Source organism: Maridesulfovibrio bastinii DSM 16055 (genome assembly GCF_000429985.1).
In the GTDB taxonomy this organism is placed as follows: Bacteria; Desulfobacterota; Desulfovibrionia; order Desulfovibrionales; family Desulfovibrionaceae; genus Maridesulfovibrio; species Maridesulfovibrio bastinii.
On record NZ_AUCX01000006.1, the window covers coordinates 186,029 to 211,098 of the forward strand.

General features: G+C 46.1%; 24 protein-coding genes. 1 reads left to right on the top strand and 23 read right to left on the bottom strand.

The window, feature by feature from the left end; all coding sequences use genetic code 11:
* Window positions 1-8: 8 nt before the first annotated feature.
* From G496_RS0101900 to nifH, 10 genes are all read right to left on the bottom strand, one after another.
* Window positions 9-1,358 (bottom strand): nitrogenase component 1, encoded by a 1,350-nt coding sequence (locus tag G496_RS0101900; protein ID WP_027177783.1) that lies wholly within the window; start codon window positions 1,356-1,358, stop codon window positions 9-11.
* Window positions 1,351-2,742: a nitrogenase iron-molybdenum cofactor biosynthesis protein NifE gene (gene nifE / locus G496_RS0101905; protein WP_027177784.1), complete on the bottom strand. Its 1,392-nt coding sequence runs from the start codon at window positions 2,740-2,742 to the stop codon at window positions 1,351-1,353. The genes G496_RS0101900 and nifE overlap by 8 nt, the downstream gene beginning before the upstream one ends.
* A gap of 15 nt (window positions 2,743-2,757) precedes the next feature.
* The gene (locus G496_RS0101910) at window positions 2,758-3,246 is read right to left on the bottom strand and encodes a GNAT family N-acetyltransferase (protein WP_051294765.1); all 489 of its coding nucleotides are present in this window, start codon (window positions 3,244-3,246) and stop codon (window positions 2,758-2,760) included.
* On the bottom strand, window positions 3,222-3,524 hold the full coding sequence (locus tag G496_RS0101915; protein WP_027177786.1) for a (2Fe-2S) ferredoxin domain-containing protein: 303 nt from the start codon (window positions 3,522-3,524) through the stop codon (window positions 3,222-3,224). The genes G496_RS0101910 and G496_RS0101915 overlap by 25 nt, the downstream gene beginning before the upstream one ends.
* A gap of 36 nt (window positions 3,525-3,560) precedes the next feature.
* Entirely contained in the window at window positions 3,561-4,688 is a 1,128-nt protein-coding gene (locus G496_RS0101920) for a radical SAM protein (RefSeq protein WP_051294766.1), read from the bottom strand.
* 74 nt (window positions 4,689-4,762) lie between these two features.
* A complete protein-coding gene (gene nifK / locus G496_RS0101925; RefSeq protein ID WP_027177788.1) occupies window positions 4,763-6,136 on the bottom strand; it encodes a nitrogenase molybdenum-iron protein subunit beta in 1,374 nt (457 codons plus the stop codon).
* Between the two features lie 15 nt (window positions 6,137-6,151).
* A complete protein-coding gene (nifD, locus tag G496_RS0101930) occupies window positions 6,152-7,783 on the bottom strand; it encodes a nitrogenase molybdenum-iron protein alpha chain (RefSeq protein WP_156900574.1) in 1,632 nt (543 codons plus the stop codon).
* 16 nt (window positions 7,784-7,799) lie between these two features.
* On the bottom strand, window positions 7,800-8,174 hold the full coding sequence (locus G496_RS0101935) for a P-II family nitrogen regulator (protein WP_027177790.1): 375 nt from the start codon (window positions 8,172-8,174) through the stop codon (window positions 7,800-7,802).
* Window positions 8,174-8,524 carry a P-II family nitrogen regulator gene (locus G496_RS0101940; RefSeq protein WP_027177791.1) on the bottom strand — a complete coding sequence of 117 codons (351 nt, stop codon included), beginning with the start codon at window positions 8,522-8,524 and terminating at the stop codon, window positions 8,174-8,176. Before G496_RS0101940 ends, G496_RS0101935 begins: the two co-directional genes overlap by 1 nt.
* A 39-nt stretch (window positions 8,525-8,563) precedes the next feature.
* The gene (nifH, locus tag G496_RS0101945; protein ID WP_027177792.1) at window positions 8,564-9,394 is read right to left on the bottom strand and encodes a nitrogenase iron protein; all 831 of its coding nucleotides are present in this window, start codon (window positions 9,392-9,394) and stop codon (window positions 8,564-8,566) included.
* Window positions 9,395-9,714: 320 nt separating this feature from the next.
* Between nifH and G496_RS0101950 the strand changes: the two genes are divergently transcribed.
* The gene (locus G496_RS0101950) at window positions 9,715-10,821 is read left to right on the top strand and encodes a LeuA family protein (RefSeq protein ID WP_027177793.1); all 1,107 of its coding nucleotides are present in this window, start codon (window positions 9,715-9,717) and stop codon (window positions 10,819-10,821) included.
* A gap of 523 nt (window positions 10,822-11,344) precedes the next feature.
* Here G496_RS0101950 and G496_RS0101955 read toward each other — a convergent pair.
* The 13 genes from G496_RS0101955 to G496_RS0102020 all read right to left on the bottom strand — a co-directional run bounded on the left by G496_RS0101955 (window position 11,345) and on the right by G496_RS0102020 (window position 24,953).
* Complete coding sequence (locus G496_RS0101955) at window positions 11,345-11,929, bottom strand: SLATT domain-containing protein (protein WP_027177794.1); 585 nt, start codon at window positions 11,927-11,929, stop codon at window positions 11,345-11,347.
* Between the two features lie 187 nt (window positions 11,930-12,116).
* Window positions 12,117-13,400 carry a reverse transcriptase domain-containing protein gene (locus G496_RS0101960; protein ID WP_245577843.1) on the bottom strand — a complete coding sequence of 428 codons (1,284 nt, stop codon included), beginning with the start codon at window positions 13,398-13,400 and terminating at the stop codon, window positions 12,117-12,119.
* Window positions 13,401-14,089: 689 nt separating this feature from the next.
* Complete coding sequence (locus G496_RS0101965) at window positions 14,090-15,493, bottom strand: anion permease (protein ID WP_027177796.1); 1,404 nt, start codon at window positions 15,491-15,493, stop codon at window positions 14,090-14,092.
* A 207-nt stretch (window positions 15,494-15,700) separates the two neighbouring features.
* Entirely contained in the window at window positions 15,701-16,159 is a 459-nt protein-coding gene (locus G496_RS0101970) for a hypothetical protein (protein ID WP_027177797.1), read from the bottom strand.
* An 18-nt stretch (window positions 16,160-16,177) separates the two neighbouring features.
* Window positions 16,178-16,381, bottom strand: coding sequence for a hypothetical protein (locus G496_RS18520; RefSeq protein ID WP_034632037.1), 204 nt, complete (start codon window positions 16,379-16,381; stop codon window positions 16,178-16,180).
* 11 nt (window positions 16,382-16,392) lie between these two features.
* Complete coding sequence (locus G496_RS0101980; RefSeq protein ID WP_027177798.1) at window positions 16,393-17,427, bottom strand: FAD:protein FMN transferase; 1,035 nt, start codon at window positions 17,425-17,427, stop codon at window positions 16,393-16,395.
* A gap of 98 nt (window positions 17,428-17,525) precedes the next feature.
* On the bottom strand, window positions 17,526-18,752 hold the full coding sequence (gene nqrF / locus G496_RS0101985; protein ID WP_027177799.1) for an NADH:ubiquinone reductase (Na(+)-transporting) subunit F: 1,227 nt from the start codon (window positions 18,750-18,752) through the stop codon (window positions 17,526-17,528).
* 64 nt (window positions 18,753-18,816) lie between these two features.
* On the bottom strand, window positions 18,817-19,425 hold the full coding sequence (gene nqrE / locus G496_RS0101990) for an NADH:ubiquinone reductase (Na(+)-transporting) subunit E (RefSeq protein WP_027177800.1): 609 nt from the start codon (window positions 19,423-19,425) through the stop codon (window positions 18,817-18,819).
* Window positions 19,426-19,435: 10 nt separating this feature from the next.
* The gene (locus tag G496_RS0101995) at window positions 19,436-20,059 is read right to left on the bottom strand and encodes an NADH:ubiquinone reductase (Na(+)-transporting) subunit D (protein ID WP_034632039.1); all 624 of its coding nucleotides are present in this window, start codon (window positions 20,057-20,059) and stop codon (window positions 19,436-19,438) included.
* Window positions 20,052-20,831, bottom strand: coding sequence for a Na(+)-translocating NADH-quinone reductase subunit C (locus G496_RS0102000; protein ID WP_027177802.1), 780 nt, complete (start codon window positions 20,829-20,831; stop codon window positions 20,052-20,054). Before G496_RS0102000 ends, G496_RS0101995 begins: the two co-directional genes overlap by 8 nt.
* The gene (locus tag G496_RS0102005) at window positions 20,824-22,020 is read right to left on the bottom strand and encodes an NADH:ubiquinone reductase (Na(+)-transporting) subunit B (protein WP_051294767.1); all 1,197 of its coding nucleotides are present in this window, start codon (window positions 22,018-22,020) and stop codon (window positions 20,824-20,826) included. Before G496_RS0102005 ends, G496_RS0102000 begins: the two co-directional genes overlap by 8 nt.
* A gap of 5 nt (window positions 22,021-22,025) precedes the next feature.
* A complete protein-coding gene (locus tag G496_RS0102010) occupies window positions 22,026-23,369 on the bottom strand; it encodes a Na(+)-translocating NADH-quinone reductase subunit A (RefSeq protein ID WP_027177804.1) in 1,344 nt (447 codons plus the stop codon).
* Window positions 23,370-23,747: 378 nt separating this feature from the next.
* Window positions 23,748-24,953, bottom strand: coding sequence for an MFS transporter (locus tag G496_RS0102020; RefSeq protein WP_027177805.1), 1,206 nt, complete (start codon window positions 24,951-24,953; stop codon window positions 23,748-23,750).
* Between the last annotated feature and the right edge of the window lie 117 nt (window positions 24,954-25,070).

Here is a 25,070-nt window from a genome sequence, read left to right on the forward strand (position 1 = left end):
TATTACAACTACATGTATCCGTAACCAATTTTACTGTCGCTCTGCTTCTTCTCCAGAACTGCGTTAACAATGCGGTCATAAAGAGCAAGAGTTCCTTTATATCCGATAGTCTGAATACGCTGTCCGCCGAAACGGTCATGGATCGGAAAGCCAACACGAATAAGCGGGATATTCCATGCCTTGGCATAGCGGTAACCCTTGGAATGGCCTATCAGGAGATCCGGTTTCAGCGACTCGGCTTCTTCAGCTATGTCATGGAAATCAACACCTTCCCGAACTTCGGGGGTGGTGCGGCCCATTCCGTCAGTGACGGCCTTTACAGCCTCACCAAGCCCCCGGTTGCGGGAACCACTCCCTGCAAGAACCACATCAACGCCGATTTCAGCCAGAAATGAACAAAGACCGGTGACCAGATCTTCCTCACCGTAGACGATGGCACGTTTGCCGAAGACATATTTATGTCCGTCAACATAAGCATCAATCAGCCGGCCTCTTTCCTGTTCATAAATCTCCGGAAGATCCTTTCCGGTGACAGCTTCAAGAGTGTCGAAAAATATATCAGATTCACGAAGACCCATGGGTATGCCTATGCGATGATTGGGCACACCTTTTCCAGCCAGAAATGTTCCGGCACTTTCCTTCTGGAGGCAGCGTCCGAATTCAATCGTTCCTCTGCTGCCGGACATATTTTTGATAGACTCCACAGGAGTTCCACCTGTTGGAATTTTTACATAGTCCTCGTATGAGGGACCATCAAAAGTCTCTGAAATATCCGGCAGTATCGTGGCTTTCACCCCGAAATTACGCATGATTTCCTTCAAATGACGGATATCTTCACATGAAACCATATTCGGCAGAATATTAATGGAACTGTTTTCGGGGCTGTCTTCATCATAAAGCTGTTCAGCCAGAGATTTAACAGCACCGTGCCAGCCGTCGGTATGTGTTCCATTATAGCTCGGTGTGGAAACATGTACTATTTCAGGAAGATCAAGATCTCCGAATTCATTGTGGAACTCAAAAAGTATTCTTTTGACGTCATCACCAATTGTTTCAGTGAGGCAGGTTGTTGCCACGCCGATAAGCTCTGGCTCATATTTTTTCATGACGTTGAGGATCCCCTTTTTAAGGTTAGGGGCTCCGCCATAAATTGCGTTCTTTTCACTGAGTGCGGATGAAGCGATATCAACCGGTTCACGATAGTGACTGATGATGTAACGGCGCATATAAGTTGCGCATCCCTGTGAACCGTGCAGAAAAGGTATGGCTCCTTCTATTCCGCGAAAAGCAAGAGATGCTCCCAGAGGTGTACAGAGCTTGCATGCATTGGTGGTTGAAACAAAATTTGGTTTAAGCATTGCCGGCCTCCTTCAAAGATTCCTTATTCCTGTTTGCGCGCCTTGGAACGAACTGCCATACCGGGCTCATTGCCGATGAATGTATTTCACGGGCAAAATTGAGCATTCCCACAAATCCTTCAAGAGCCTCTTTACGCTCATGATTGTGATCGCAGAAACCAACACCCATTTTATAGGCAATAGGACGTTCCTTAACCCCTCCGACAAAGACATCTACGTCTTTTTCTTTAATGAACTCAGAGAGCTCAAGAGGGTTGGCATCATCAACAAGGATTGTTCCCGGATCAGATATTTTCTCAAGTTCAGCGTAGTCTTCCTTGGTTCCGGTCTGCGAGCCGACAACGACTACTTTCATACCGAGATAACGGAAGGCTTTCAGCAGTGAGAAAGCTTTAAACGAGCCGCCGACATACATTGCGACTTTCTTTCCTTCCAGGTCCTTGCGCATGCGGGCCAGCTCAGGGAGCAGCTTATCCAGCTCTTCCTTAACCAGCTTGCTGGTGCGCTCGACAATACCGGGGTCTATATCTTTGAAATGATCGGCAACGGCATAAAGAGATTCAGCCATATCTTCCACACCAAGGTAGGAAACCCTGATGTAGGGAGTGCCGTATTTCTCTTCCATCATTTTAGCCAGATCAAGAGTTGCACCGGAACACTGCACGAGGTTGAGTCCTGCGCCATGACTGCGCCTTACATCCCGGACTCTGCCATCACCTGTGATATTGGCAACGACTTTAACTCCCATGCGTTCGAAATATTCTCTGATTATCCATATTTCGCCGGCGATATTGAAATCACCAAGGATATTTACCGAGACTTCCGGGACATCGGAAACGTCTTCGGTTCCTACAAGCTGAAACATGGCTTTACATGCAGCCAGATATCCTTCGCGCTTACTTCCTTTAAAGCCTTCAGACATAACCGGAAGAACAGGAATTCCTTTCTTTTCAGTCATTTTTCTGCATACAGCTTCAAGGTCGTCGCCGATGATACCGACAATGCATGTTGAATAAACAAATGCGGCTTTCGGATGATGACGGTCAATCAATTCATCCAGAGCAGCCTCAAGTTTTTTTTCTCCGCCGAAAATAACATCAGTTTCCTGAAGGTCGGTGGAAAAAGAAAGACGGTGTATTTCCGGTCCGCTGGAAAGGGCTCCGCGGATATCCCAGGTATACACGGCGCAGCCGATTGGTCCGTGTACCAGATGCAAAGCATCTGCAATCGGATAAAGCACCACCCTGGAACCACAGAAAACACATGCGCGCTGACTGACTGCACCGGCAAGTGACTGCCTGTTGCAGGCCATGTCAATGGCGCTTTTTCCGCTTCCGGTTCTGATTATCTGGTCTTTTCTTTCTTCAAGGATGGTATTACTCATGGCGTTTTCCCCTTCTTAGATCCTTTCTCTAAGACATATTAGGCTGGTGGTCTTCCAGCCGTTTTTTTCATAAAACTTTAATGCGGGTGTATTGTTGCGATCTGCCAGCAGTTGCACCCTTGAAATTTCCCTGCTGTTCGCAAACCTTTCAAGACGTTCAATCAGTCTTGTTCCTATGCCGTGTCCTCTGTAATTTTCATGAACAACCAGATCTTCCATCATAAGACAGGGACCACCCTCCGCTGTCGAAATAAGAATCTGTCCACTGCACATTCCAACTACTTTTTCACCGGATTTTGCCACCAGCAGGCAGCCTGAATTATTTTCTAAAAGGAGTTTCAACCCCTTAATCTGAAGTCCTCTATCCGGCTTAAAATCTTCCTCAATACTGAAAAGCTGTTCTAGAATCTCAACCATTCCGCCTAGGTCATCAGCGGAAGCGGTCCGTATTGTTACCGATACGGACCTTTGTTCCCGTTCTAGCTGAGCAGGTAGTCCGCACATGGCTCCCCGTCCTCAAGGCCATCAAGAATTTCATCGATCTTTTCTTCGCTATCCACACCTTTGAACCACCAGTTCTCAGGCTGAATAACCATGATGGGACCGGACTCACACTGTTTAAGACAGGTTGAGCCTACAACAATTGCATCAAGACCGCGGTCGATGACTTCTTCCTCGATATACTGCAAAAAACCATCGCTGGACTTATGACAGATACCTTTGGGCTCTCCTGCAGCTCTAAAGCTCTGACAGCAGATGATCATTCTTTGAGGTGTAGCCATGTTATTTCTCCTTAGATTGTTGTCAAAATTGGTTAACTACTTCTTGCATTTGCCTTTTTTTCCTCCACCAAAAAGGACATCAACAGCCCCTTCGACTTCGGATTGGAAAGTCATTACAGCTAAACCACTGCGATCCAGGATCTCGCGCGGTTTTTCTCCTGCTGCCGCTGCCAGCAAAACAAAACAATCATCAAGAATAGAGGCCATATCTTCCCAGCGCTTTTCACCGCCACCGGGTTTAGGGGCTTCACGAACTTCCTTAAGACAGGGAAGACCATCTTCACGCTTTCCGTAAATCATTACTTTTGTTGCGTGACCAAGGTGCAGATCCAGTTCCATGCCACCGTAACTGACAACGGCTACATTAGGTCTTGATGCGCTCGGAGTTGGCATAGCAGCCTTTTCGGAGCTGAAATCAAGATCATTTTCACACCCTTGGGGTGCCGGAACCAGTTCAATAAATTTTTCAGCAAGCTCTGTGGCCTTGTTCAGCCTTTCAGTCCCGCAGTCAGCTTCTTCGTCTTCTGCCTTCCATGGAATTATCGACATAATGTCAGCGCCGTATTCCGCGGCTTTTTCGGCTATTGCTTCAATTTCTTCAAAAGTTTCAGGATAAAGTATTGTATTAACCTTTACTTTTATCCCGGCTTCCTTAAGCTTTCTGACTGCGCTTTCCTGTGCAGCCACAAGCAGTTCGGCCCCTTTGGTGATGGACAGGTTCTTCCTGCCGGGACGGATCCAGGCATACACTTTTTCAGCTGTAGCAGCTGTAGCGGCTTCCATGAAAATGGTCACATGGGAGAGATCCATTTTTTTAAGCTCGTCTATCCAGTCTTCAATATTAAAACCCAGAGTTGTGATACAAAGAGGAATGTCGCTGTGACTTTCCCTTACAAGTGACAGGGTTTTAATAGTCTTAACCGGGTCTGCCATGGGATCTCCCGGGCCTGAAATTGAAACCATCTTCGGGAGGCTTGAGCTTTTAATAAAATTTTCAAGAAGGTTGAAAGCATACTCGGGCATCACGACTTTTCCCTTGGGCTGGGAAACTTCATATTTTGTTTTCGCAAATGAAATCCCGGCGACGGGGAGATGAATTTTGCTCAGCGCACCTCTGGTGTCGGGATTAAAACAGGGTGAATTTACGGTATCCATAGATTTCATTGCGTGCTGCTCCGGTAAGTTTCGGAAAGTTTGTTCTGCCTGCGGCGCTTAGGCCGCAGGCAGTATTTATTGTATTAAAGGACGAGCTCGAAGGATGTTTCGGGAGAATCACGATCCTTACGGTCGAGAAGTACTCCGACGAATTTTTCGAGCAGACGCAGAGCGCCTTTGTAACCTACTGTCGGGAAGTACTGATGACCCTGACGATCGAGGATGGGGAAGCCCCAGCGTACGAACGGAATGTCTTCGTCACGGGCAATGTACTTGCCGTAGGAGTTACCGATGAGCAGGTCTACAGGCTCATTTTTGATCCACTGATGCATGAGGAACATGTCGCCTTCAGCTTTAACCTTTACTTCGAAAGGCATATCTGAGCAGATTTCCTGAATGCGTTTTACAAACTTCTTACCGGGAGTACCGGTTACAACGTAAGCCGGGTACATATCGATAGAGCGCAGGAACTCGCACATGGAGATCAGCTGATCAGGATCACCGAAGATAGCTACTCTCTTCTGATAGAAGTACTGGTGCATGTCGGAGATGAAGTCGACAAGCTGTCCCCTTTCATGGGTGATGGCATCAGGTACGCTGACACCGGCAACAGTACGCATTACGTTTACAAAACGGTCTGTAGCAGCAAGACCGAAAGGCATATCAAGAATAGAGCAGGGAACTTTATGCTTGGAGTCGAGCCAACGAGCGGCATCGGCAGAGCACCATTCACCAAGAGCTATTGTTGCAGTAGCCTGAGCTGATTCTATAAGTTCCTGGACAGTTACACCGCCTTCAGGGAACATCTTGTATTCACCGGTCAAGGGACCGTTAAGAATACCGGAAGTATCAGGGAACATAGTAATATCAATATCCATCAAAGCGGCTATGCGTTTGAGCTCTTCCATATCGCAAGGCTCTACCCAACCGGGGATGAGGTTGATTTTACCGTTCTTTTTGTCGGTGGGTTCAGCCATCTGAGCCATGGCCTTAACCATGTTGCTGAAACCTGTTACATGTGAACCTACATAACTTGGAGTAGGCGCACCGATCATGTATTTACCCTTGGGCAGCTTGCCATCTTTTTCTGCCTTGATGCGAATCTGGTTAAGGTCGTCACCAATGGTTTCAGAGAGGCAGGTGGTGTGCACAGCAACAACTTCCGGGTCATAAACATTGAAGATGTTGTTGAGTGCCTGCACGAGGTTGGCCTGTCCGCCGAAAACTGATGCACCTTCAGTAAAGGAGCTGGTTGAAGCGGAGATAGGCTCTTTATAGTGCCTTGTCAGAGTGGATCTGTGATAAGCACAGCATCCCTGTGATCCGTGACTATGGGGAAGACAGCCGTGAATTCCGAGAGCCGCATACATTGCGCCGATAGGCTGGCAAGTCTTGGCCGGGTTGATAGTCAGGGCTTTACGTTCTTTTATTTCTACTGGTGTGTGTCTAAGTAACATATCTATACCTCCTGATTAATCCCACACGAATGTAGCTGTGAGTTCAGGATTTTCCTGCCAGGGGGCCTTCATGTAGCTCCAGACCTTGCTTCCAAGAAGTCTGTCCATTTCCTCATAGAAATTGATTGCGCCCTTGAATCCTGCGTAAGGTCCACCGTAGTCATAGCTGTGAAGCTGTTTCATGGGGACACCAAGTTTCTGAATGGAATACTTTTCTTTAATACCTGCGCAGAAAACATCCGGCTTGAGGAGTTCAACAAGCTTTTCAGCTTCGTACTGGTTCAGGTCATCGATAACGATGGTACCTTCATCCATATCCTTGTTGATGCCTTCGTATTCTTTGAACTTGAAGCCGCTGTCTTCCAGAGATTTCATTTCGGCTTCAGACTTACGCGGATTATAAAGTTCCGGATCGGCAGTAACTTCGATTTCCTCGATGTTACGGGAGTCAGCATCAACCTGGATATCAGGGATTACGCGACGGCCTTCATAGTCATCACGGTGTGCGAACTCATAACCGGCAGAAAGAGTCTTCATGCCGAGTTCAGCAAAGAGGTCCTGATAATGGTGAGCACGGGAGCCACCAACGAAGAGCATTGCTTTTTTGCCTTTGGTAGTGGGCAGAGCTTTCTTAGCTGCTTCCTCAACTGCGGGCATTTCTTCAGCTATAACTTCTTCAATCCTGTCAATGAGCTTTTTCTCACCGAAGTATGCACCGATTTTGCGCAGTGACTTGGCAGTGCTTTCAGCTCCGATAAAGTTGATCTTGATCCACGGAATACCGTATTTGGTTTCAAGCATGTCAGCTACGTAGTTGATAGAACGGTGACACATAACGCAGCTTAAATCTGCATGCTGAGCCGAAGCGAACTGGTCGTAGCTTGAGTTTCCGGAAAAGGTTGCGATGTTTGTTATGCCGCATTTTTTAAGGATACGGTCGATTTCAAAAGCATCACCACCGATGTTGTATTCACCAAGAAGGTTAATTTTATATTCACCTTCGGGGGCAACCTTGTTTTCACCTACGAGGTTTGTAAAAATCTGGTTGTTGGCGATATGGTGACCTGCGGACTGAGAAACACCCTTGTATCCTTCACAGGAGAAGGCGAATACGTTGCAGTCACCGAATTTTTCTTTCATTTTGCGGGCAACGGCGTGAACGTCGTCACCGATGAGTCCTACGGGGCATGTTGAGAAAATGCAGATGCCCTTGGGATGCAGCAGGTCGTAAGCTTCCTGAATTGCTGCTTCCAGCTTCTTTTCACCACCGAAGATGATATCTTTGTCATGCATATCGGTGGAGAAGCAGTAGGTCATGTAGTTTTCGCCGTCAGCACCTGCATCAGTCTGGTTACGGCGTGTAAGCCATGAATAGAAACCGCATCCGATAGGACCGTGGGTGATGTTTACAACATCGCGTGTGGGTCCCATGATAACACCCTTACAGCCTGCATAAGTACAGCCGCGCATGGTGATAATTCCCGGAATGGTACGTACGTTTGCTACGATTTCCGGCGGGGTTCCGGCTTCAAGAGCTTCATTGATCATTATCTGCTTGGCACGTTTACGGGCTACCTTAGGCGGATACTTCTTAAGGAGTTCCTCCTTGATATCCGTGGGGTTCCACTGTGCCTTATTCTTTGTCATGGTCATGGTCTTCTCCCTAGACTATGGACTTTTCGCCAGCTTCCCCGGTTCTTACGCGAACTGAATCTTTAAGGGGTGTGACAAAAATCTTTCCATCACCGGGCTTTCCGGTCTTATTTGCTGCTATAATGGCTTCAACAACGTCATCCACCATTGGATCAGGGACAACTACTGTTACAATTCTTTTGGGATAGAGTTTGCCTTTTTCGCCCAGAACTGCGGCGGCTTCCTCATATCCTTCTTCCGCTCCTTCCAAGACCTTTTTGTTCACGAACCCTTGTCCGCGACCCTGTGCTTCATGAGCAAAGAAAGCATCTACGCCAGCTTCGGTAAGTGCGGCTTTGGTGCGTCCCATCATGTTCATGCGCACAATTGCGATAATCTCTTTCATCAAGAATCCTCCTCGGCGGAAGCGGCTTCATTGATACCGGAGCTGATGGTGTAAACGTCTTCAACTTCACTCACAAAAATCTTACCGTCACCAAAAGCACCCTTGGAACCTGAACGAGCGGCGTCCATGATAGTATTGATTACGAAATCCTTATCTGTATCCTTAACAACGCTTACCAGCATGGTTTTAGGAATTTCATCGTAAGTAACTTCACCGATTTTGATACCGCGCTGTTTACCGCGGCCGGCTACGGAGTATTTGGTTACGGCCGGGAACCCGTTGTCCATGAGGGCAGCGAGTACAGCGTCTGCTTTTTCAGGTCTTACAATAGCTCTCACCATGATCATCATCTCACATTCTCCTGTGGTTTATCGTTATGCAATTGGGGGTTAAGCAACTTCCAAGAGACCGAAGTCAAGAAGGAGCTGTTCAAGGTCTTCAATTTCGAGAGGAGTGGGGACGACGAACATTTCATTTTCGTCGATAGCCTTGGCGAGGCCTTTGTAGACTTCTGCCTGAGGAACCTGATCGTTCCATTCAATTACTGTTTTACGGTTGATCTCTGCGCGCTGAACATCGTTGTCACGGGGTACGAAGTAGATCATCTGAGTTCCGATTTTTTTAGCGAGCTCTTCGATCATTTCTTTTTCGTTATCAACATTACGGGAGTTACAAATGAGACCACCAAGACGAACTGAACCGGACTGAGCATATTTCATGATACCTTTGCAGATGTTGTTAGCTGCATACATGGCCATCATTTCACCGGAACAGACAATGTAAATTTCTTCTGCTTTACCATCGCGGATAGGCATTGCGAATCCACCACAAACAACGTCACCGAGAACATCGTAGAAGGCATAGTCAAGGCCTTCGCTTTCTTCATAAGCACCGAGGCTTTCAAGCATGTTGATCGAGGTGATGATACCGCGGCCAGCACAACCTACTCCAGGTTCAGGTCCGCCTGATTCAACGCACCATGTGTCGCCGAAACCTTTTTTACGGATATCCTCGAGTTCTACATCTTCACCTTCTTCACGAAGGGTATCGAGAACGGACTTCTGAGCAAGACCACCAAGAAGAAGTCTGGTTGAGTCAGCTTTAGGGTCACATCCGACGACCATTACTTTACGGCCCATTGTGCTCAGGCCTGCTACTGTGTTCTGAGTTGTTGTGGACTTACCGATTCCGCCTTTACCGTAGATTGCTACCTTTCTCATGATAATCCTCCATCATGGATTTTGTTCGTATGATGAAGGCTATAGGGCAATTGCCGTGCCAAAACTGAATACACTACATAACATACTATATTTATTAAATATTTAAAATATGACAGCGATTTTTTTCAGAATTTCAAAAGTGTATCTTGTTACGAAAATACAATTCAAAAGTGTATTAACCTACATTTTGGTATTCATTATAACCAATATAAATACATTTTAAATTCAGAGAGTTAGCCCCTATTATATAGTATTGATCCTTTGGCATTATTCCTGCTTCTAAATATTTACAGATTAACTGCTAATAAGGAGCCTGGACAATGCTTATAGATACTACACTGCGTGAAGGAGCTCAGCTTTTCGGCGCATATTTCAATCTGTCCACCCGCAAAAAAATTGCTGCGGGTCTGGCTGAAGTCGGAATAGACGAAATAGAGCTGGGATGGATAGGACAGGATAATCTCGGCACTCTTGCTGAATATATAAAAGACATTTCAAAAGACACTTACCTGAGTGTTTGGACACCATGCAGGGAGGCCGATATTATGAAGGCTTCTAAACTGCCTATAGACAGGGTTAATATTGGTGTTCCTGTTTCTGATCTGCATATTGAAGAGAGACTTGGACTTGACCGCAACGGACTTCTGCACCGTCTTTCATCAGCTATCAGAACAGCTAAAGCCTTTGGAATTGAATATGTTTCAGTCGGCATGGAGGACGTCTCCAGAGCTGATCCTGATTTTGCTTTAACGGTTGCAGCACATGCCAAAAATTGTGGAGCTTCCCGCATAAGGCTTTCTGACTCTCTCGGACAACTGACTCCTAAGAGCATGGAAAAGTTGATTGAAACATTTCGTAACCACGTAAAAATAGATACGGCTGTTCATTGTCACGATGACTTCGGCATGGCTACGGCCAACGCGGTTACAGCTCTTGAATGTGGTGCTGATTATGCTGATGTTTCTGTGCTTGGTATCGGGGAACGCTCCGGTATAGCCGCAACGGAAGAACTGGCCGCATATCTGGCCCTGCGCTGTGGTAAAAAAAGATATTCCACACAGAAAATAAAAGCCTTATGCAGCATGGTTGCATTAGAAGCAGGAGTTGTGGTTCCCAGAACCAAGGCTGTTGTGGGTGAAGATATCTTTGCCTGTGAATCCGGCCTGCATACACACGCTCTAAGCAAATCACCCGAACTTTTTGAGCCTTATCAGCCTGAATCAGTCGGCATATCCCGCAAGCTTGCCGTTGGTGGTAAAAGCGGAAAAGCCGCGGTGAAATCAGCCCTTAAAGACTGCGGTGTTGAAAATGATCCCAAAGATATTACAGCCCTGACAATGGCAGTGAGACAGCTTTCAAGCAGGTTGAAACGACCGCTTACGAGAAGTGAATTTATCAAACTCAGCAGTGGAGAACATTTATCCTGATCTATCCCATCGTTCTCCCAAGTAGAATCAGCCTTGACCGCCGCTTCCGACACGGCAGTCAAGGCTGATTCCAGTTTAGAATGCTGAAAGGCGAGTTGTGTTAGCCACGTTCTGGAAAGATGAGCTATAATATCAATGGTATATAAGCACATTCCGTCGGCAGGATTTGATATGCGCGGTTGATATAAATTGAGTGCAAGGGGGAGGTTCTGGGATGTATATTTCTCAGTCAGCTGAATTAGTGGTAGCGAAATAGGTATGATGTCCCTCTAATTTTAGAGGGACTTTGTTGTCATTGTGGCGGAGAGGAGAAGGGTTAAACCTCCGGTGGACGTTAGCCCACACACGCTTTCCAGAATCTTCCTCATTTTCGATTCTTGTTTCAGGCAGTTACGCCAGAATCAAAAAGAGCCCAACGGTCTGTTTTTCAGCAAGTCACAGCAGCAACGGCTAGTTCTACTGTAGTAACTTGGTGTAGCAAGTTCAAGGACAGGCAAGTGTTCACACTCTCCCCCCACCAATGCTATTTTAACCAACTTGCGCCCCACAGCAGGCCTAAGGGGATGGCCAAGTAGAGAAATGATGACAAATAAATTGCCACAAGATTTTTAAACTTAATCCATAAAGCACAAATAGGATTGAGTTCGAAAGATTTTCTTTCAGCCTTAACCAACTCTTCGTCAATTTTTAGATGATTAATATCTGCCTCTCGAAGCAGCTGTGAATACCTCTGTTGAAACCCCTCCTCAACAGATTTATTGGCCTTATCCAACTTAATATAAAGGGAAATTTCCTCATAGAGGGACTGGAATTTAATGCCAAACCGATGCAATTTTTCTGACTCTATCAACAGAGAGCCCAAAGCAGACTGGTTGGCAATAACTAAGATCATCACCGAGGTAGTCATAGCTATAAACATGAGAACCTTTTCTGGAAAACCGAAACAGATATCAACCAACATGCAGAAGGTAAGTACAATTTGCGCAACCGAAAGGAAAGAGATGGTAAAAGTCAATGCTTGGTGTTTTTTATTAAGACGAGCTGAGGCATTATAGCGAGCCTTAGCAGTCATCCAAACCTTGTCATCTAGAGATTTAATAAAATTCATTTTTGCTCCAAATTAGAAGGAGGGGAGTGCTAAATTTAAAGTTATTTCCCACCTTAAGCTCTTCAAGCTAGGGGATCCAGTCTACTCGGGGCCTCCCCCCTTTCGACTCGCAGCAATTAAGCGATTAGATTAGATTAGCCGATACCAAGCGAACTTGGCAGCGGGTATGGCCTAAGCCCCTCCCCTCCTAAATATGGTAATCAACTCCCAAATCAGTCTCCATCTGATTAAGAAATTTTCCTACATGATAGTCATAAAGCCGATCGATTTCGTCGGTGGAAAAAGAAACTTTTGCTAGCCCACGCCTTCTTAACCACCTGTGCTTTACTTCTATATCATCTGTTTCGTAGTCAAAAAAATACTCCGAGTCGCGCCAATTGTATTTCAATTCGAAATACGCGCGAGTAGCCTTTTTAACTTTTGGAAGGCTTCTAAAAAAAGAGCATCGGCCCAACTCACGGGCCACATGACTATCTATAATATTTAATTTACTCATGTCGTTGATTTCAGAAAAGTACTGTATCCAACCATATCTTTTGCTTTTAAATCTGGCTCCACTAATCTTGACATTTAAATCTTCAATAAAAGCCGCCTCAATATTCTCGATACCAAGCTGCCTTAGTTTTTCTTTTCGTCTATCTATTCCTATCGCCTTTCTCAAACGAACAAACATCATCGAAATAGACCGCAAGAATCTCTCGAAAGAGCTATCCCTAACAGATACGTACCCATTAACAAATTTATACCCAAGAAAATCAAGATTGTTCAAGCTGCAGTCAAAACTTGATTTTTCTACATTCAATTCAAGCCTCAACTCCGAAAACAGCTCCAAACACTGCTCCTCAAAATCATCAACATCTGTGATGGCAACTATATCGTCGACATACCGATCATAATAGTTTGAAGAGCGCGTCAAAACCGCATCAAACTCTTCTAAATACGCCTCAGCAAGGATGTTCGATATTGGCAGCCCTTGAGGGACTCCATTTTTCTGCGACTCCTTGTATTTTGACCTTTCTTCCTTATGATATCCGTTGGGTACAGAGATATTATTGATAGCCTTCAACAGCAAACTAACCAACGCATCATCATTCATTTTAGTGCGAAGTATATCTTTCAATCTGTCACGGTTCAAATTATCATAAAAACCTTTAATATCTATCCTATTTAAAGACAACTTTTTCCCGCAAGTTCCAGAGCCTCCCATATAGTCTGATAGATTTCTTATTTTAAGATTAGGGTGTTCGCGATTAACGAAATCCGGCATTACGTCCTGCAAAATTCTGTTAAGAGTTGTTAAGACCACTTTATCGCGCACGGTGGGTATAGAAATCATCCGAGGGCGTTCGCAGGCAGATTTTACGATTAGCTTCTGCAAGTAGGGTGTAAACTTATAAGTCCCACTTATGCACTTCGAGCTGATTACTGAAAAATGAAACTCTTTTTTCCGGTCAAAATCAACAATTGACATCCTATCAAGCCCCCGGCCAGACTTAGGCTTAACCTTAGACTCATAAATTTCTAACAACGCAGAAGTGTAGAAATATTCTTTATATTTTTCAGACAGTTGCATAATAATCTAGGGTTGAAAATAAGTCATATTCAACGTGAGCACAAATAACCTAAATCTGGTACACCTTTCACCCATCTAATTCAAGAGCTCAAGAGACAACAATGAGAAATGAGGCCACTTTATTGGACCACTGAGCAGCGTTTTTAAGGTGGGTAGCTTGAGAGACATCGGGGGACAAGTCCATCTAGAGTATACACAACGTGAACAATCTCAGCGAGCTAATTAGCTGTCGATCTAGAGTTTAATAAAGGTTAAATTGACACCCTGTTCTCCTAAGGTTTAACCACAAATAGTCTGGACTCAGAAAACCCAAAAGACCACCTGAAAACCGGTGGGTCTTTCATTTTAGAGATTCTATGTTTTACAGCTCTTTCTCTTTCTCAATCCACTTGTCCACCTGCGACGGATCATACGTCTCGAACTGATCAAGCAATCCGCACGGGTTGGAGTGATCTCCAGATTGGTTCCACGTTAAGACATTAAAAAATTAGTCCAGCTTGCCAAGCCGGTAGAATCAGCCTTGACCGCCGCTTCCGACACGGCAGTCAAGGCTGATTCCAGTTTAGAATGGCAGCAGGACCAATTGACTAAATATAAAATATTGTCGCTACAATCATAGAGCCCAGATAGATCAATCCAAAAATCCCACCTAAAGCCCACCATCTGGCCTGACTGATGAATCCCGCGCCATACCAGATAGGAGCAGGGCCTGTTGCATAGGGAGTGATTATTCCCATTACTCCAAGGGATGCAGCCAGCATCAAAGTCAGCTTCGGCATGATTTCCGGTGAAATCATCGGTGAGGCTATAGCTATAAAAAGTGGCAGAAGTGCTGTGGTATGAGCTGTTGTGCTGGCAAAAAAGTAATGCAGCACAAAAAACAAAACGATAAGCAGAATAGCTACAGTACCGGGTGGCAATCCCTGTAGATAGATTGAGACAAGATCACCTATCCACTTAAGGATACCTGTTTTTTTCAAGCCGCTGGCCATGGAAACAAGTGTGGCAAACCACACCAGAACATTCCATGCGCCTTTGTTTCTGATAACATCCTCCCAGGTGATGATACCGCTAAGGACCATCAGTGAAAGCACAAACACAGCGGCGACGGTTCCGTTTACACCTATTTCTTTACCGAATATCCAGAAAAACAAAGCAACAACGGCGTAGCCCAGCATCATCAGCTCTTTTCGGCTGATACTTCCCATTTCCAAGAGTTCTTGAGCAGCCCACTTTGGAGCCTCGGGAGAATGTTTCTGCGTTGGCGGATAGATAACAAAGGCCAGCCACGGAGTTATGATGAACAGCGGAAGCATCACCGGTATCATGGTTTTGGCCCATTCACCCCACTGAATGGTATGCCCGGTTCCCTGAGCAAACATGTCCACAGCCAGAAGATTTGGAGCAAGGGCGGTTAAAAACATGGAGCTGGTAACGCATGTAGAAGCAAATGCGACCCATGTAAGATATGCGCCCATCTTTCTGGGTTCATTATCAGGGTATGAGCCGAACATTGGCGGTATATTACTGGCTACGGGATAGATTGTCCCTGCACTTCTTGCTGTATTTGACGGCATGAACGGGGACAGGATCAGGTCTGAAAAAGCTACGGCGTAGCCCAGTCCAAGGGTGTTTTTTCCTAGGTATCTTATCAACAGCAGGCTGATTCTTTTTCCAAGACCTGTTTTCTGATAGCCGAGGGCAAACATGAAGGCCGAAAAAATAAGCCAGATGACTCCATTGGAAAAACCGGACAAGGCCCAGTTGCGGTTTGCTGTCGCACCGGGAGCAACAAGACCGAGCATGGCAACGGTTGAGACTCCTATAAGTCCCACAAGAGCAGCTGGAACAGGTTCAACTATAAGGCCCACGACCACTCCGATAAAAATGCTGAGAAAATACCATGCATCCGCTTGCAAGCCTTCCGGAGTAGGAATCAAGGCAATGAGAATAGCAACAATCACCGGAGAAAATTTTTTCAGTAAATCCATAACAGCCACCACCTGTTTTGATTTTCTGAGAACCAGACTTCACACCTAAGAAAACAGTCCTATAACCATTATGCACATAATAATTAATTTTGGTCAACAAATTCCAATTCATGGTGGCTTCTTTCAAAAAATAAATCCCCTGCTTTGCTTTTAAAACAAAACAGGGGACTCAGACTCTGAAATAGAGATTATCAGAATTATATCTGGTTACAAGGTCTCAATGTTGAGAGCGGCTTTAGCCATTTTAATTTTTTCACGTTCCTCAAGTTTAAGAAGATCCTCAAAAACAGAACTGACATCGTCAGGAACTTCCCTACCAAGCATGGCCTTGTAGGTATCAAGAATACATCCGTCAACTTTTATTGCTACTTCAATAGCTTCCTGAGCGGTCATATCTTCTTTGAGTTCAGCATCAAAAAACGGACTAAGGTCACATTCCTTGGCTGCGAACATCATCCAAGTATTTAGAACGCGTTCCGAAACTTCTGACTCATAATCTGCCATGATGCAGGCTATATTTTCCTGATGCCGACTCATATATTCCAGAACAAGCTTGACTCTTTCTTTTTCAACCGACTCAGCGAGATTCTTGTAGAACGAACTTAATTTATGGTGAAAAGCTTTTGTCTGCTCTATCACATCCTTTGCAGTTTGAACCTGGGTCATATTTTTCTCCCGGTCGCTTTATAAAAACGGCCTCGGTGAATTATTCTTATCATTGCATTTCTTATCGAAATCGTATTTCCCGCATCTGCATCCCGAACCATCACCTGATTGAATACTGCCATGGCATGAACCGCGAATACAACCGCGTTTAAAAATGATTCCTACAGCCAGACCGGCAAAGGCAATCACAAAAATTATAGCTGTCAGCATAAGTGTCGTCATAGAAGTACCCCTTAATTTAACTTTTCATGTTTGGGGAAATTCCCTGTTACGAACTCAGCGAACCCGTCAGAAGTCTTCACGATGAAAAACGCAGGCAGATTCATTTTTTTTGCAAATTCAACGCCCTTCTCCGGTCCGAGAACCATTAGTCCCGTGGCCAGAGCATCAGCGCGGATGCAGGTGTCGTCCATAACACTCACTGAAACAAGTTTATGGGAAATCGGACGCCCTGTTGTCGGGTCGATGATATGGGAATACCGAATTCCGCCATCCTCAAAATAGTTGCGGTAATCACCCGAGGTTGCCATTGATTTATCAGTAAAAGCGATAACAGCTTCCACCGAGCGTTCCATGCTTACCGGTTTCTCCACAGCTATCCGCCATAGAGAACCATCCGGTTTCATACCTCTGGTTCTTATTTCTCCGCCTATTTCAACCATAGAAGCGGTTACGCCCTGTTTTTCAAGCCAGTTGCTGACCTTATCAACACAATACCCTTTGGCTATTGCAGCTAAATCCAGTGTAATATCAGGATTTAGTTTGCGTATTGCCGGAGGTTGTAAACGGGTTTCAATATACTGTGATCCCATTTCAGATATTGCTGTTTTAATTTCAGCTTCCGACGGAATTTTTTCAGGCCGTTTATCCGGTCCGAATCCCCATAAATTGACCAGAGGGGCAATTGTTATATCAAAAACTCCCCCGGTTTCCCTGTTAACATCTTTCGCCGTCTGAACAACCTTTTCCATTTCTGCCGAAACCGGAAACCAGTCCGACTTCTGGTAGGCATTAAAACGTGAAAGTTCCGAATCCTTTTCAAAAAGTGACATTACCGAGTTTATGTCTGAAACGACCTTATCAATCCCTTTACTCAAATCATCAGCGGAGATTCCCTGCGGAACTCCGTAAGCGACAACAGAATAATATGTTCCTATCGCTTTTCCTTTGAGTCTCACTGGTTTTGACCCGTCACTGCAGCCACCAAGCACTAGGATAAAAGCAAGCAGGACAAACCAGCTTCGGAATATTCCCGGCAACATCTTCATAAACTTCCCTTTCTCAAACCCATCAAAACTGATTGTTACTTTCACGGGCCGGGTAAAATCCCGGCCCGTATATTTACCACATATAGACTTTTTCCGTATTAGCCGCCGAAATCATCAAACATGATGTTTTCTCTTTCAACGCCCTGCGAAATCAGCATATCAACAACGGCAGAAGCCATCATCGGCGGTCCGCACATATAGAATTCGCAATCTTCAGGTGCGGGATGCTGTTTAATATAGTTATCATACAAGACCTGATGAATAAATCCGGTACTGCCTGTCCAGTTATCCTCAGGAAGTGGATCGGACAAAGCAACATGCCAGCTGAAGTTGGGATGCTCTTCGGCAAGTTTGTCAAACTCATCAACATAGAACATCTCACGCAGACTGCGGGCACCGTACCAGAAGCTGATCTTACGTTTTGTATCCAGACGTTTCAGCTGGTCGAAGATATGTGAACGCATAGGAGCCATACCTGCACCACCGCCGATAAAGATCATTTCAGCATCAGTATCACGGGCAAAGAACTCGCCGTAAGGACCTGAAATAGTAACTTTGTCACCGGGTTTTAGACCGTATATGAACGAGGACATCTGTCCGGGAGGGGCATCAGGAGCAAACGGCGGTGGTGGGCATACACGCACATTAAGCATGATGATACCCTTTTCACCGGGATAGTTTGCCATTGAATAAGCCCTGATGATCGGTTCTTTAACTACTGACGTATAACGCCAGAGGTTATATTTATCCCAGTCTTCCTTGAACTTCTCGCCGACTTCAAAATCCTTGTAGTGGATAGTGTGAGCCGGAGCTTCGATCTGGATGTAACCACCGGCGCGGAAGTCAACATTTTCTCCTGCCGGAAGCTCAAGGGTGAGTTCTTTAATAAAAGTAGCGCGGGAAATGTTGGATTTAACCGTGCATTCCCATTTCTTGATATCAAAGATTTCAGCCGGGACTTCTATTTTCATGTCCTGCTTGACGTTTACCTGACAGGCGAGGCGGACTCCTTCACGGGCTTCACGCTTGCTTATATGTGAAGTTTCCGTGGGCAGAATATCACCACCGCCTTCATGGACTTTGCATTTGCACTGTCCGCAGGAACCACCGCCACCGCATGCGGATGGAACGTAGATTTCCTTTTCAGCCAGCGCGCCAAGCAATTTAGCTCCGGGTCTGACTTCAAGAGTCTTTTCCGGATCACCATTAATTTCAATGCTCACCTCGCCGCTCGGGACAAGTTTAGCCCGGGCAAGCAGAATGAACACACACAGCGCAAGAACCACGCCGGTAAACATTACTACACCGAGTATTATTTCAACCATGGTCTTTCACTTCCCATAGTTTGACTGTTCTCTAACAAGTGACGTCAAATAACGCCCGATACACCTACATCTGGATTCCGGAAAAGGACAGGAAACCGAAGGACATAAGTCCAACAACAATAAAAGTGATTCCAAGTCCCTGAAGTCCTTCGGGCACATCCGAATACTTCATTTTTTCACGCACACCGGCCAGAACAACAATGGCCAAAGCCCAACCTATACCGGAACCGAGACCGAAGGTAACGGATTCCGCAAAGTTGTAATCACGTTCGACCATAAAGAGTGAAGCTCCGAGAATAGCGCAGTTAACTGTGATAAGCGGCAGGAAGATACCCAGCGCGTTATACAGCGATGGCACATACTTATCGAGAGCCATCTCCAGAATCTGGACGATCGCCGCGATAACACCGATGTAGGAGATCAGTCCGACAAAGGTCAGGTCGGTATTATCAAAACCGGCCCATGCTAAAGCGCCTTCTCTCAGGAAGTAGTTATATAAGAGGTTATTGACCGGCACTGTTATGGTCATAACAACGACAACAGCAACACCGAGTCCCAAGGCTGTTGCGACTTTCTTCGACACGGCAAGATAGGTGCACATGCCGAGAAAGAAAGCCAGAGCCATATTTTCAATAAAGATGGACTTAACAAAGATATTAATCAGATGTTCCATGGCTCACTCCTTAGCGCTTGTTGCCTTTCTTCCGCTTGTCATAGACGTTTACCGACCAGATAAGCAGACCAATAATGAAAAAGGCACTGGGCGGAAGCAGCATAAGACCATTAGGTTCATACCAGCCGCCTTCGGAGCCGAGCTTTAATATACTGAGTCCGAAGATTTTGCCGGAGCCGAAAAACTCACGCAAAAGAGCTACAGTCATCAGTACAAGTCCGTAACCAAGGCCGTTTCCGAGTCCGTCAGCAAAGCTTATTTTCGGATCATTCTGCATGGCGAAAGCTTCAGCACGTCCCATAACGATGCAGTTGGTAATAATCAGCCCGACAAAAACCGAGAGCTGTTTACTTACTCCATAGGCAAACGCTTTCAGGAACTGGTCAACAATAATAACCAGCGTTGCGATGATGGTCATCATCGCGATGATACGTATGCTTGAAGGGATATGCTGTCTTATCGCACTGACAGAAGCATTTGATGCAGCGGTAACAAACATAACCGCGAGACTCATAACGAAAGCTGTTTCCAGCTTGGTGGTAACCGCAAGAGCGGAGCAGATACCCAGGATCTGCACTGCAATAGGGTTATCCTCCAGAATCGGTTTGAGAAGGACTTCCTTGAATTTAGCCATTTTGGTCACCTCTCTCAGCGGCGAGTCTCTTTAAGTATGGTTCAAAACCGTCTTCACCGAGCCAGTACTGAACCAGATGAGCAACACCGCGTGATGTCAAAGTTGCGCCGGCAAGGCCGTCAACTTTATAAGCCGCTTTCGGATCTTCGGCAGTGACATGACCTTTAATCACATCAATGATCGGCTTTCCGTCGGCACTATATATCTTTTTGTCGACCCACAGATCTCTCCATTTCTGATTGTCAACTTCTCCGCCGAGTCCGGGTGTTTCAGCATGTTCATAGAATCCAAACTGCTTGACGGTGTTGAAATCGGGAGCGATAGCGATAAATCCATACATTGTGGACCAGAGTCCCTTACCATGAATAGGCAGAATGACGCGCTTCAGTTTCCCGCCATCTTTAAGCAGATAAACACTGGCATATTTTGAACGTCTGACTATGCCTGCTTTATCATGTCCTGCGGGAATTTTGATGCTGGTTTCAGCATCCTTGGCAGCTTTACGCTGGTCAAAGGAAGCGGCATCCATATCCACATATTCACCTGTGGACAGATCGACTACTTTTGCTTCAATTTTTTTATAAAGTTCATTGACGGGAACGTCTTCATCGTAAATTCCCGCAGCTTTCAGGATATTTTCCTTGCGTTCCTTGACCTTGTTGCCTTCCTGAATTGATTTCAGACCGACAGCGGCAACGGAAACCAGCAGCGAGCAGACAAGGCACAGAGAAAACGCCACAGTGAACACTTTTTTCGTGGAATCGTTAGACACTGCGCACCATCCTTCTCTTTATGTTGGCCCGCATTACAAAATGGTCGATCAGCGGAGCAAACACGTTACCGAAGAGAATCGCCAGCATGACACCTTCCGGGTAGGCCGGGTTGACCGTACGGATCAGAATGATCATGACCCCGATTAATGCCCCGTAATAGAACTGCCCTTTCGGCGTCATGGATGACGAGACCGGATCGGTAGCCATGTAGACTGTACCGAAAGCGAGTCCACCCATTACAAGATGCCAGAGAGGGCTGACAGCCATCATCGGGTTTGTGGCACTTCCAACGGCATTGAAAATAATAGCCATTGTGAATGCGCCGGCGAGAATGGAGACCATGATGCGCCATGATGCTATACCGGTGATGATCAGCACAACACCACCGATAAGGCAGGCCAGTGTCGAAGTTTCACCAAGTGAACCGGGAATGGTTCCGATAAAGCAGTCCCACCATGAATATTTTGCCATAACAGCCTGAAGTCCACCGCCTGAGGCCAGAGCCAGAGGAGTAGCACCGGAATAACCGTCAACGGCTACCCAGCAGCTGTTACCGGAAATATGGGCAGGATAGGCAAAGAAGAGAAAGGCCCTTGCGAGAAGAGCGGGGTTGAGAATGTTCTTACCTGTTCCACCGAATATTTCTTTACCGATGACAACACCGAAGCTGGTAGCAAGAGCTACCTGCCACAATGGAATCTGCGGAGGAACAATAAGAGGAATAAGTGAACCGGTTACAAGAAAACCCTCGTTGATTTCATGTTTGCGTACTATTGCAAAAAGGGTTTCCCAGAAACCACCTGCGATATTGCAGACTATATATATAGGAAAGAAGTACAGCGCGCCGAGGATGATGTTTGCCCCGAAGCTGTCAGGATTTGCAGCAAGTCCCATGGCGTGCATAAAACTCCAGCGCCAGCCTTCTCCGGATTGAAGTCCGGCAGCGACAAGAGCGGAGTTGGCCTGATAACCGGTATTCCACATTGCCATGTAGAAACATGGTATAAGAGCGAATACCACGGTAATCATAACACGTTTCAGATCTATGGAATCGCGGACGTGTGGAGCCCCCGAACTGGTTTCAAGAGGTGAAAACAGAAAGGTGTCCACCATTTCATAGATCGGATAGTATTTTTTGTACTTCTCGTTTTCGGTGACTGCCTTGTGCATTTTTTTAAATATACTCATAAGCCCTATCCTTCCTTCTCGATAAGGTTCAGGACCTCACGCAGCATTTTTCCGAAATCATTTTTACCGCAGTCCACAAAGGACAGCAGAGCTACATCTTCCTCATCGAGTTCCAGACAGCCAAGGGCCTGAGCTTCATCAGAATCCATCACTGCCATTGCACGCACCAGATATGTAGGAAGAATATCCATAGGCATGACATCGTCAAAAGCTCCTGTCGGGAAAATAGCCCTGTGACTTCCACCAAGAAGAGTATTGAAATCAAATTCTTTCTTCTTTTTACTGAAAGCCGACATGAACACAGGCTTGAACGAGAATTTATCACGACCTGGAGCCATCCAGCCCATGAAATCTCTTTTTCCGCCTTCGGGAACCGCTGTTATCTGATTATGAAAACGTCCGAGATAGGCAAGAGGTCCGTCAGCCTTGAAGCCGGACAGGATTGAACCTGAGATAATTCTGGCATCGCCGTCTTTTATCTCGCCGCTGATAATTTCAGTGATACCAGCACCGAGTCTGGTTTTAACTATTCTGGGACGTTTGACCATCGGTCCGGCAAGGGAGACATAACGGTCGGTAAAAAGCTGGCCGGTGGTAAAAAGCTTACCTATGGCGATTACGTCCTGATAGTTGATGTACCAGACCGATTTACTCGGTCCAACCGGATCAATGAAATGGATGTGGGTTCCGGCAAGTCCTGCCGGATGAGGTCCGCAGAAGGTCTGAATGTCGACTTTCCTGATCATGGGGATGTTGCTGCCATCAGCTATGCAGACATGCAGCTCACCTTCCGTCAGATTTGTCAGAACCTTAAGGCCGTCCTGCCATGCATCAGGATTTTTCCAGATGATGTCTTCGGGGTTTGCGGCCAGAGGATTGGTATCCATAGCCGTTACAAAAATGGAATGGGGCACGGAATCAAGTGCCGGACTTTTACTGAACGGACGGGTCCGCAGCGCAGTCCACATGCCCGAAGAAACGAGCGTGTCCACAACGCACTGACGGTTCAGGCCGAGAAGCTTATCCCGGTCATAAGCCGGAAACTCTTCAGCCCCGACGCTTTCGTCCAGTTCAATAACCACAGACTGCAAGGCCCTGCGTTCACCACGGTTGATGGCAATTACCTTGCCTGCTCCCGGTGCGGTGAAAGCGACGCCTTCGATCTTCTTGTCAATGAAGATCGTTTGCCCGAGCTTGACTGTGTCACCCTCGGAAACAACCATAGTCGGTTTCATACCGACGTAATCGCTTCCGAGAACGGCTACATACCGTGGTGGATTTGCTTCGTAGAAATCCTCCGACGGCCCGCCCGAGATAGGAATGTCGAGTCCTTTTTTAAGTTTAATCATGGAGAATACACCTTGTCCCTAAAGGTTTTACGGGCTTTAAACTGGGGTGCAGTCAAGACTGCACGCCACGGTGCGAACACCTTGGTGTATCCTGTGATGGGTATATTTTCCTTCGATTCTTTTGAATGTGAAATTCAAAATGAGTGGGAAAAATCGAAGAATTCTGCGTGAAATTTAAGTTACAGATAACAGTGATCTGCGTCAAGAGATAGTGAAAATTTTCTCATAAAGTAGTGATATTTATCACCCGATTATTAAAAGATATTTTAAAAAAATTAGTCACCGGCGTGAAACACGCCGTAAACATTGCAAAACCACTAATGGGTAAAAATGACACTAAAATATATAAGTATAAAATTACCCTGAATCAGGGAGCTATTATTCAGTATTCAATCTTTTGCTGAGTAAAAGGAAAATAGGCAGCAGACACATTCCTCCGACAAGCGCAGCAAGCTCAAACGAGTCTGAGATGCTCCCATACTCAGCGGCAAAACCGGCCAGTCCGGGACCAAGCACAAAGCCAAGGTTTGAAACGCCCAGAAAAATTCCCATCACACTGCCCTTTGATGGCCCCATATCGGCAGCCAGAGACATTGACGCAGGAAGAGACAGCGCTGAACCGAAGCCCATCATGGCGACCAGAAGGACCAGCACCCATAATGGAACAGCCTGTCCGTATCCAAAAAGACAGGCTGAACAAAGCCCCATTCCCAGAAAAGTCAGCCCGCGTTTATCGCGTGTATCAGCCCAGCCACTGGTAAAAGGCATGCCTATGAGAATAGCGACATTAGGCAGGGCAAAAAGAATTCCTGCTGAAAATGCTCCCAATAAAAACCGCTCGGAAAGCAGCCGTGGCAGAAAGGCAATTACAACGGAGGCCCCAAGTGTTCTGCCGAAGACAGCCAGAAGCAGAGAAATGAAGCCCGGATCACGCCATCGAAACCCGGAATATTCTTTTTTCTTTTTCTTCCCGGCCTTTAATGATTTCCCCACCGCAGGCAGAAACAGCAGAAAAGATATCCCCATACCCGTTGCCGGAATAAGCACAGTTGTAAGCCCTATCCCGGTATTAAGTTTTACAACAGCTCCTCCAAGCAGCGGCCCGAGCACAAATGAAGCATAGAGACAGCTGTTATAAGCTCCGAAAAGTCTGCCCCGGTTACTTTCAGGGGCATATTCCCCGAGTATGGACATGCTCACCGGTTTTATTATCCCCGAGCAGAATCCAAGACAAATCTGAATGAGCCCCAAAAATTCAAGTGAAGGATATAATATATAGGAAACACACGATAAGGCCCCGAGCCCGGCCGCACCAAGCACAAGCGGCACCGCCCCGATATAGTCCGCACAATAACCGGCAACAGGGGCAAGTATAAGTCTGGCCAGAAAATATCCTGAAAAAGCAAGCCCGAGCCATGAAGGGGAAAGTCCTGACGAACCCGCAGTCAATGACAAAGCAAATGTATAGGCCCCTACTCCGAGGGTCGAAAAAAAAGCCGATCCGAGAACCGCTGCCACGGCTCTTCGTCCGACAGGAGAACACTGCTTTAAGCTGTCCCTCCAGAAAAGATCTGTTTTTTTCACATGTGTTCCTAACATTACTCAATCATATTATCAGGTTCTATGTCTTCATTCGTTACAGTTAAATGCAAACATCTTCCAGTTTGAATATTTTTATGGATTGAGATCTTTATATGCGCT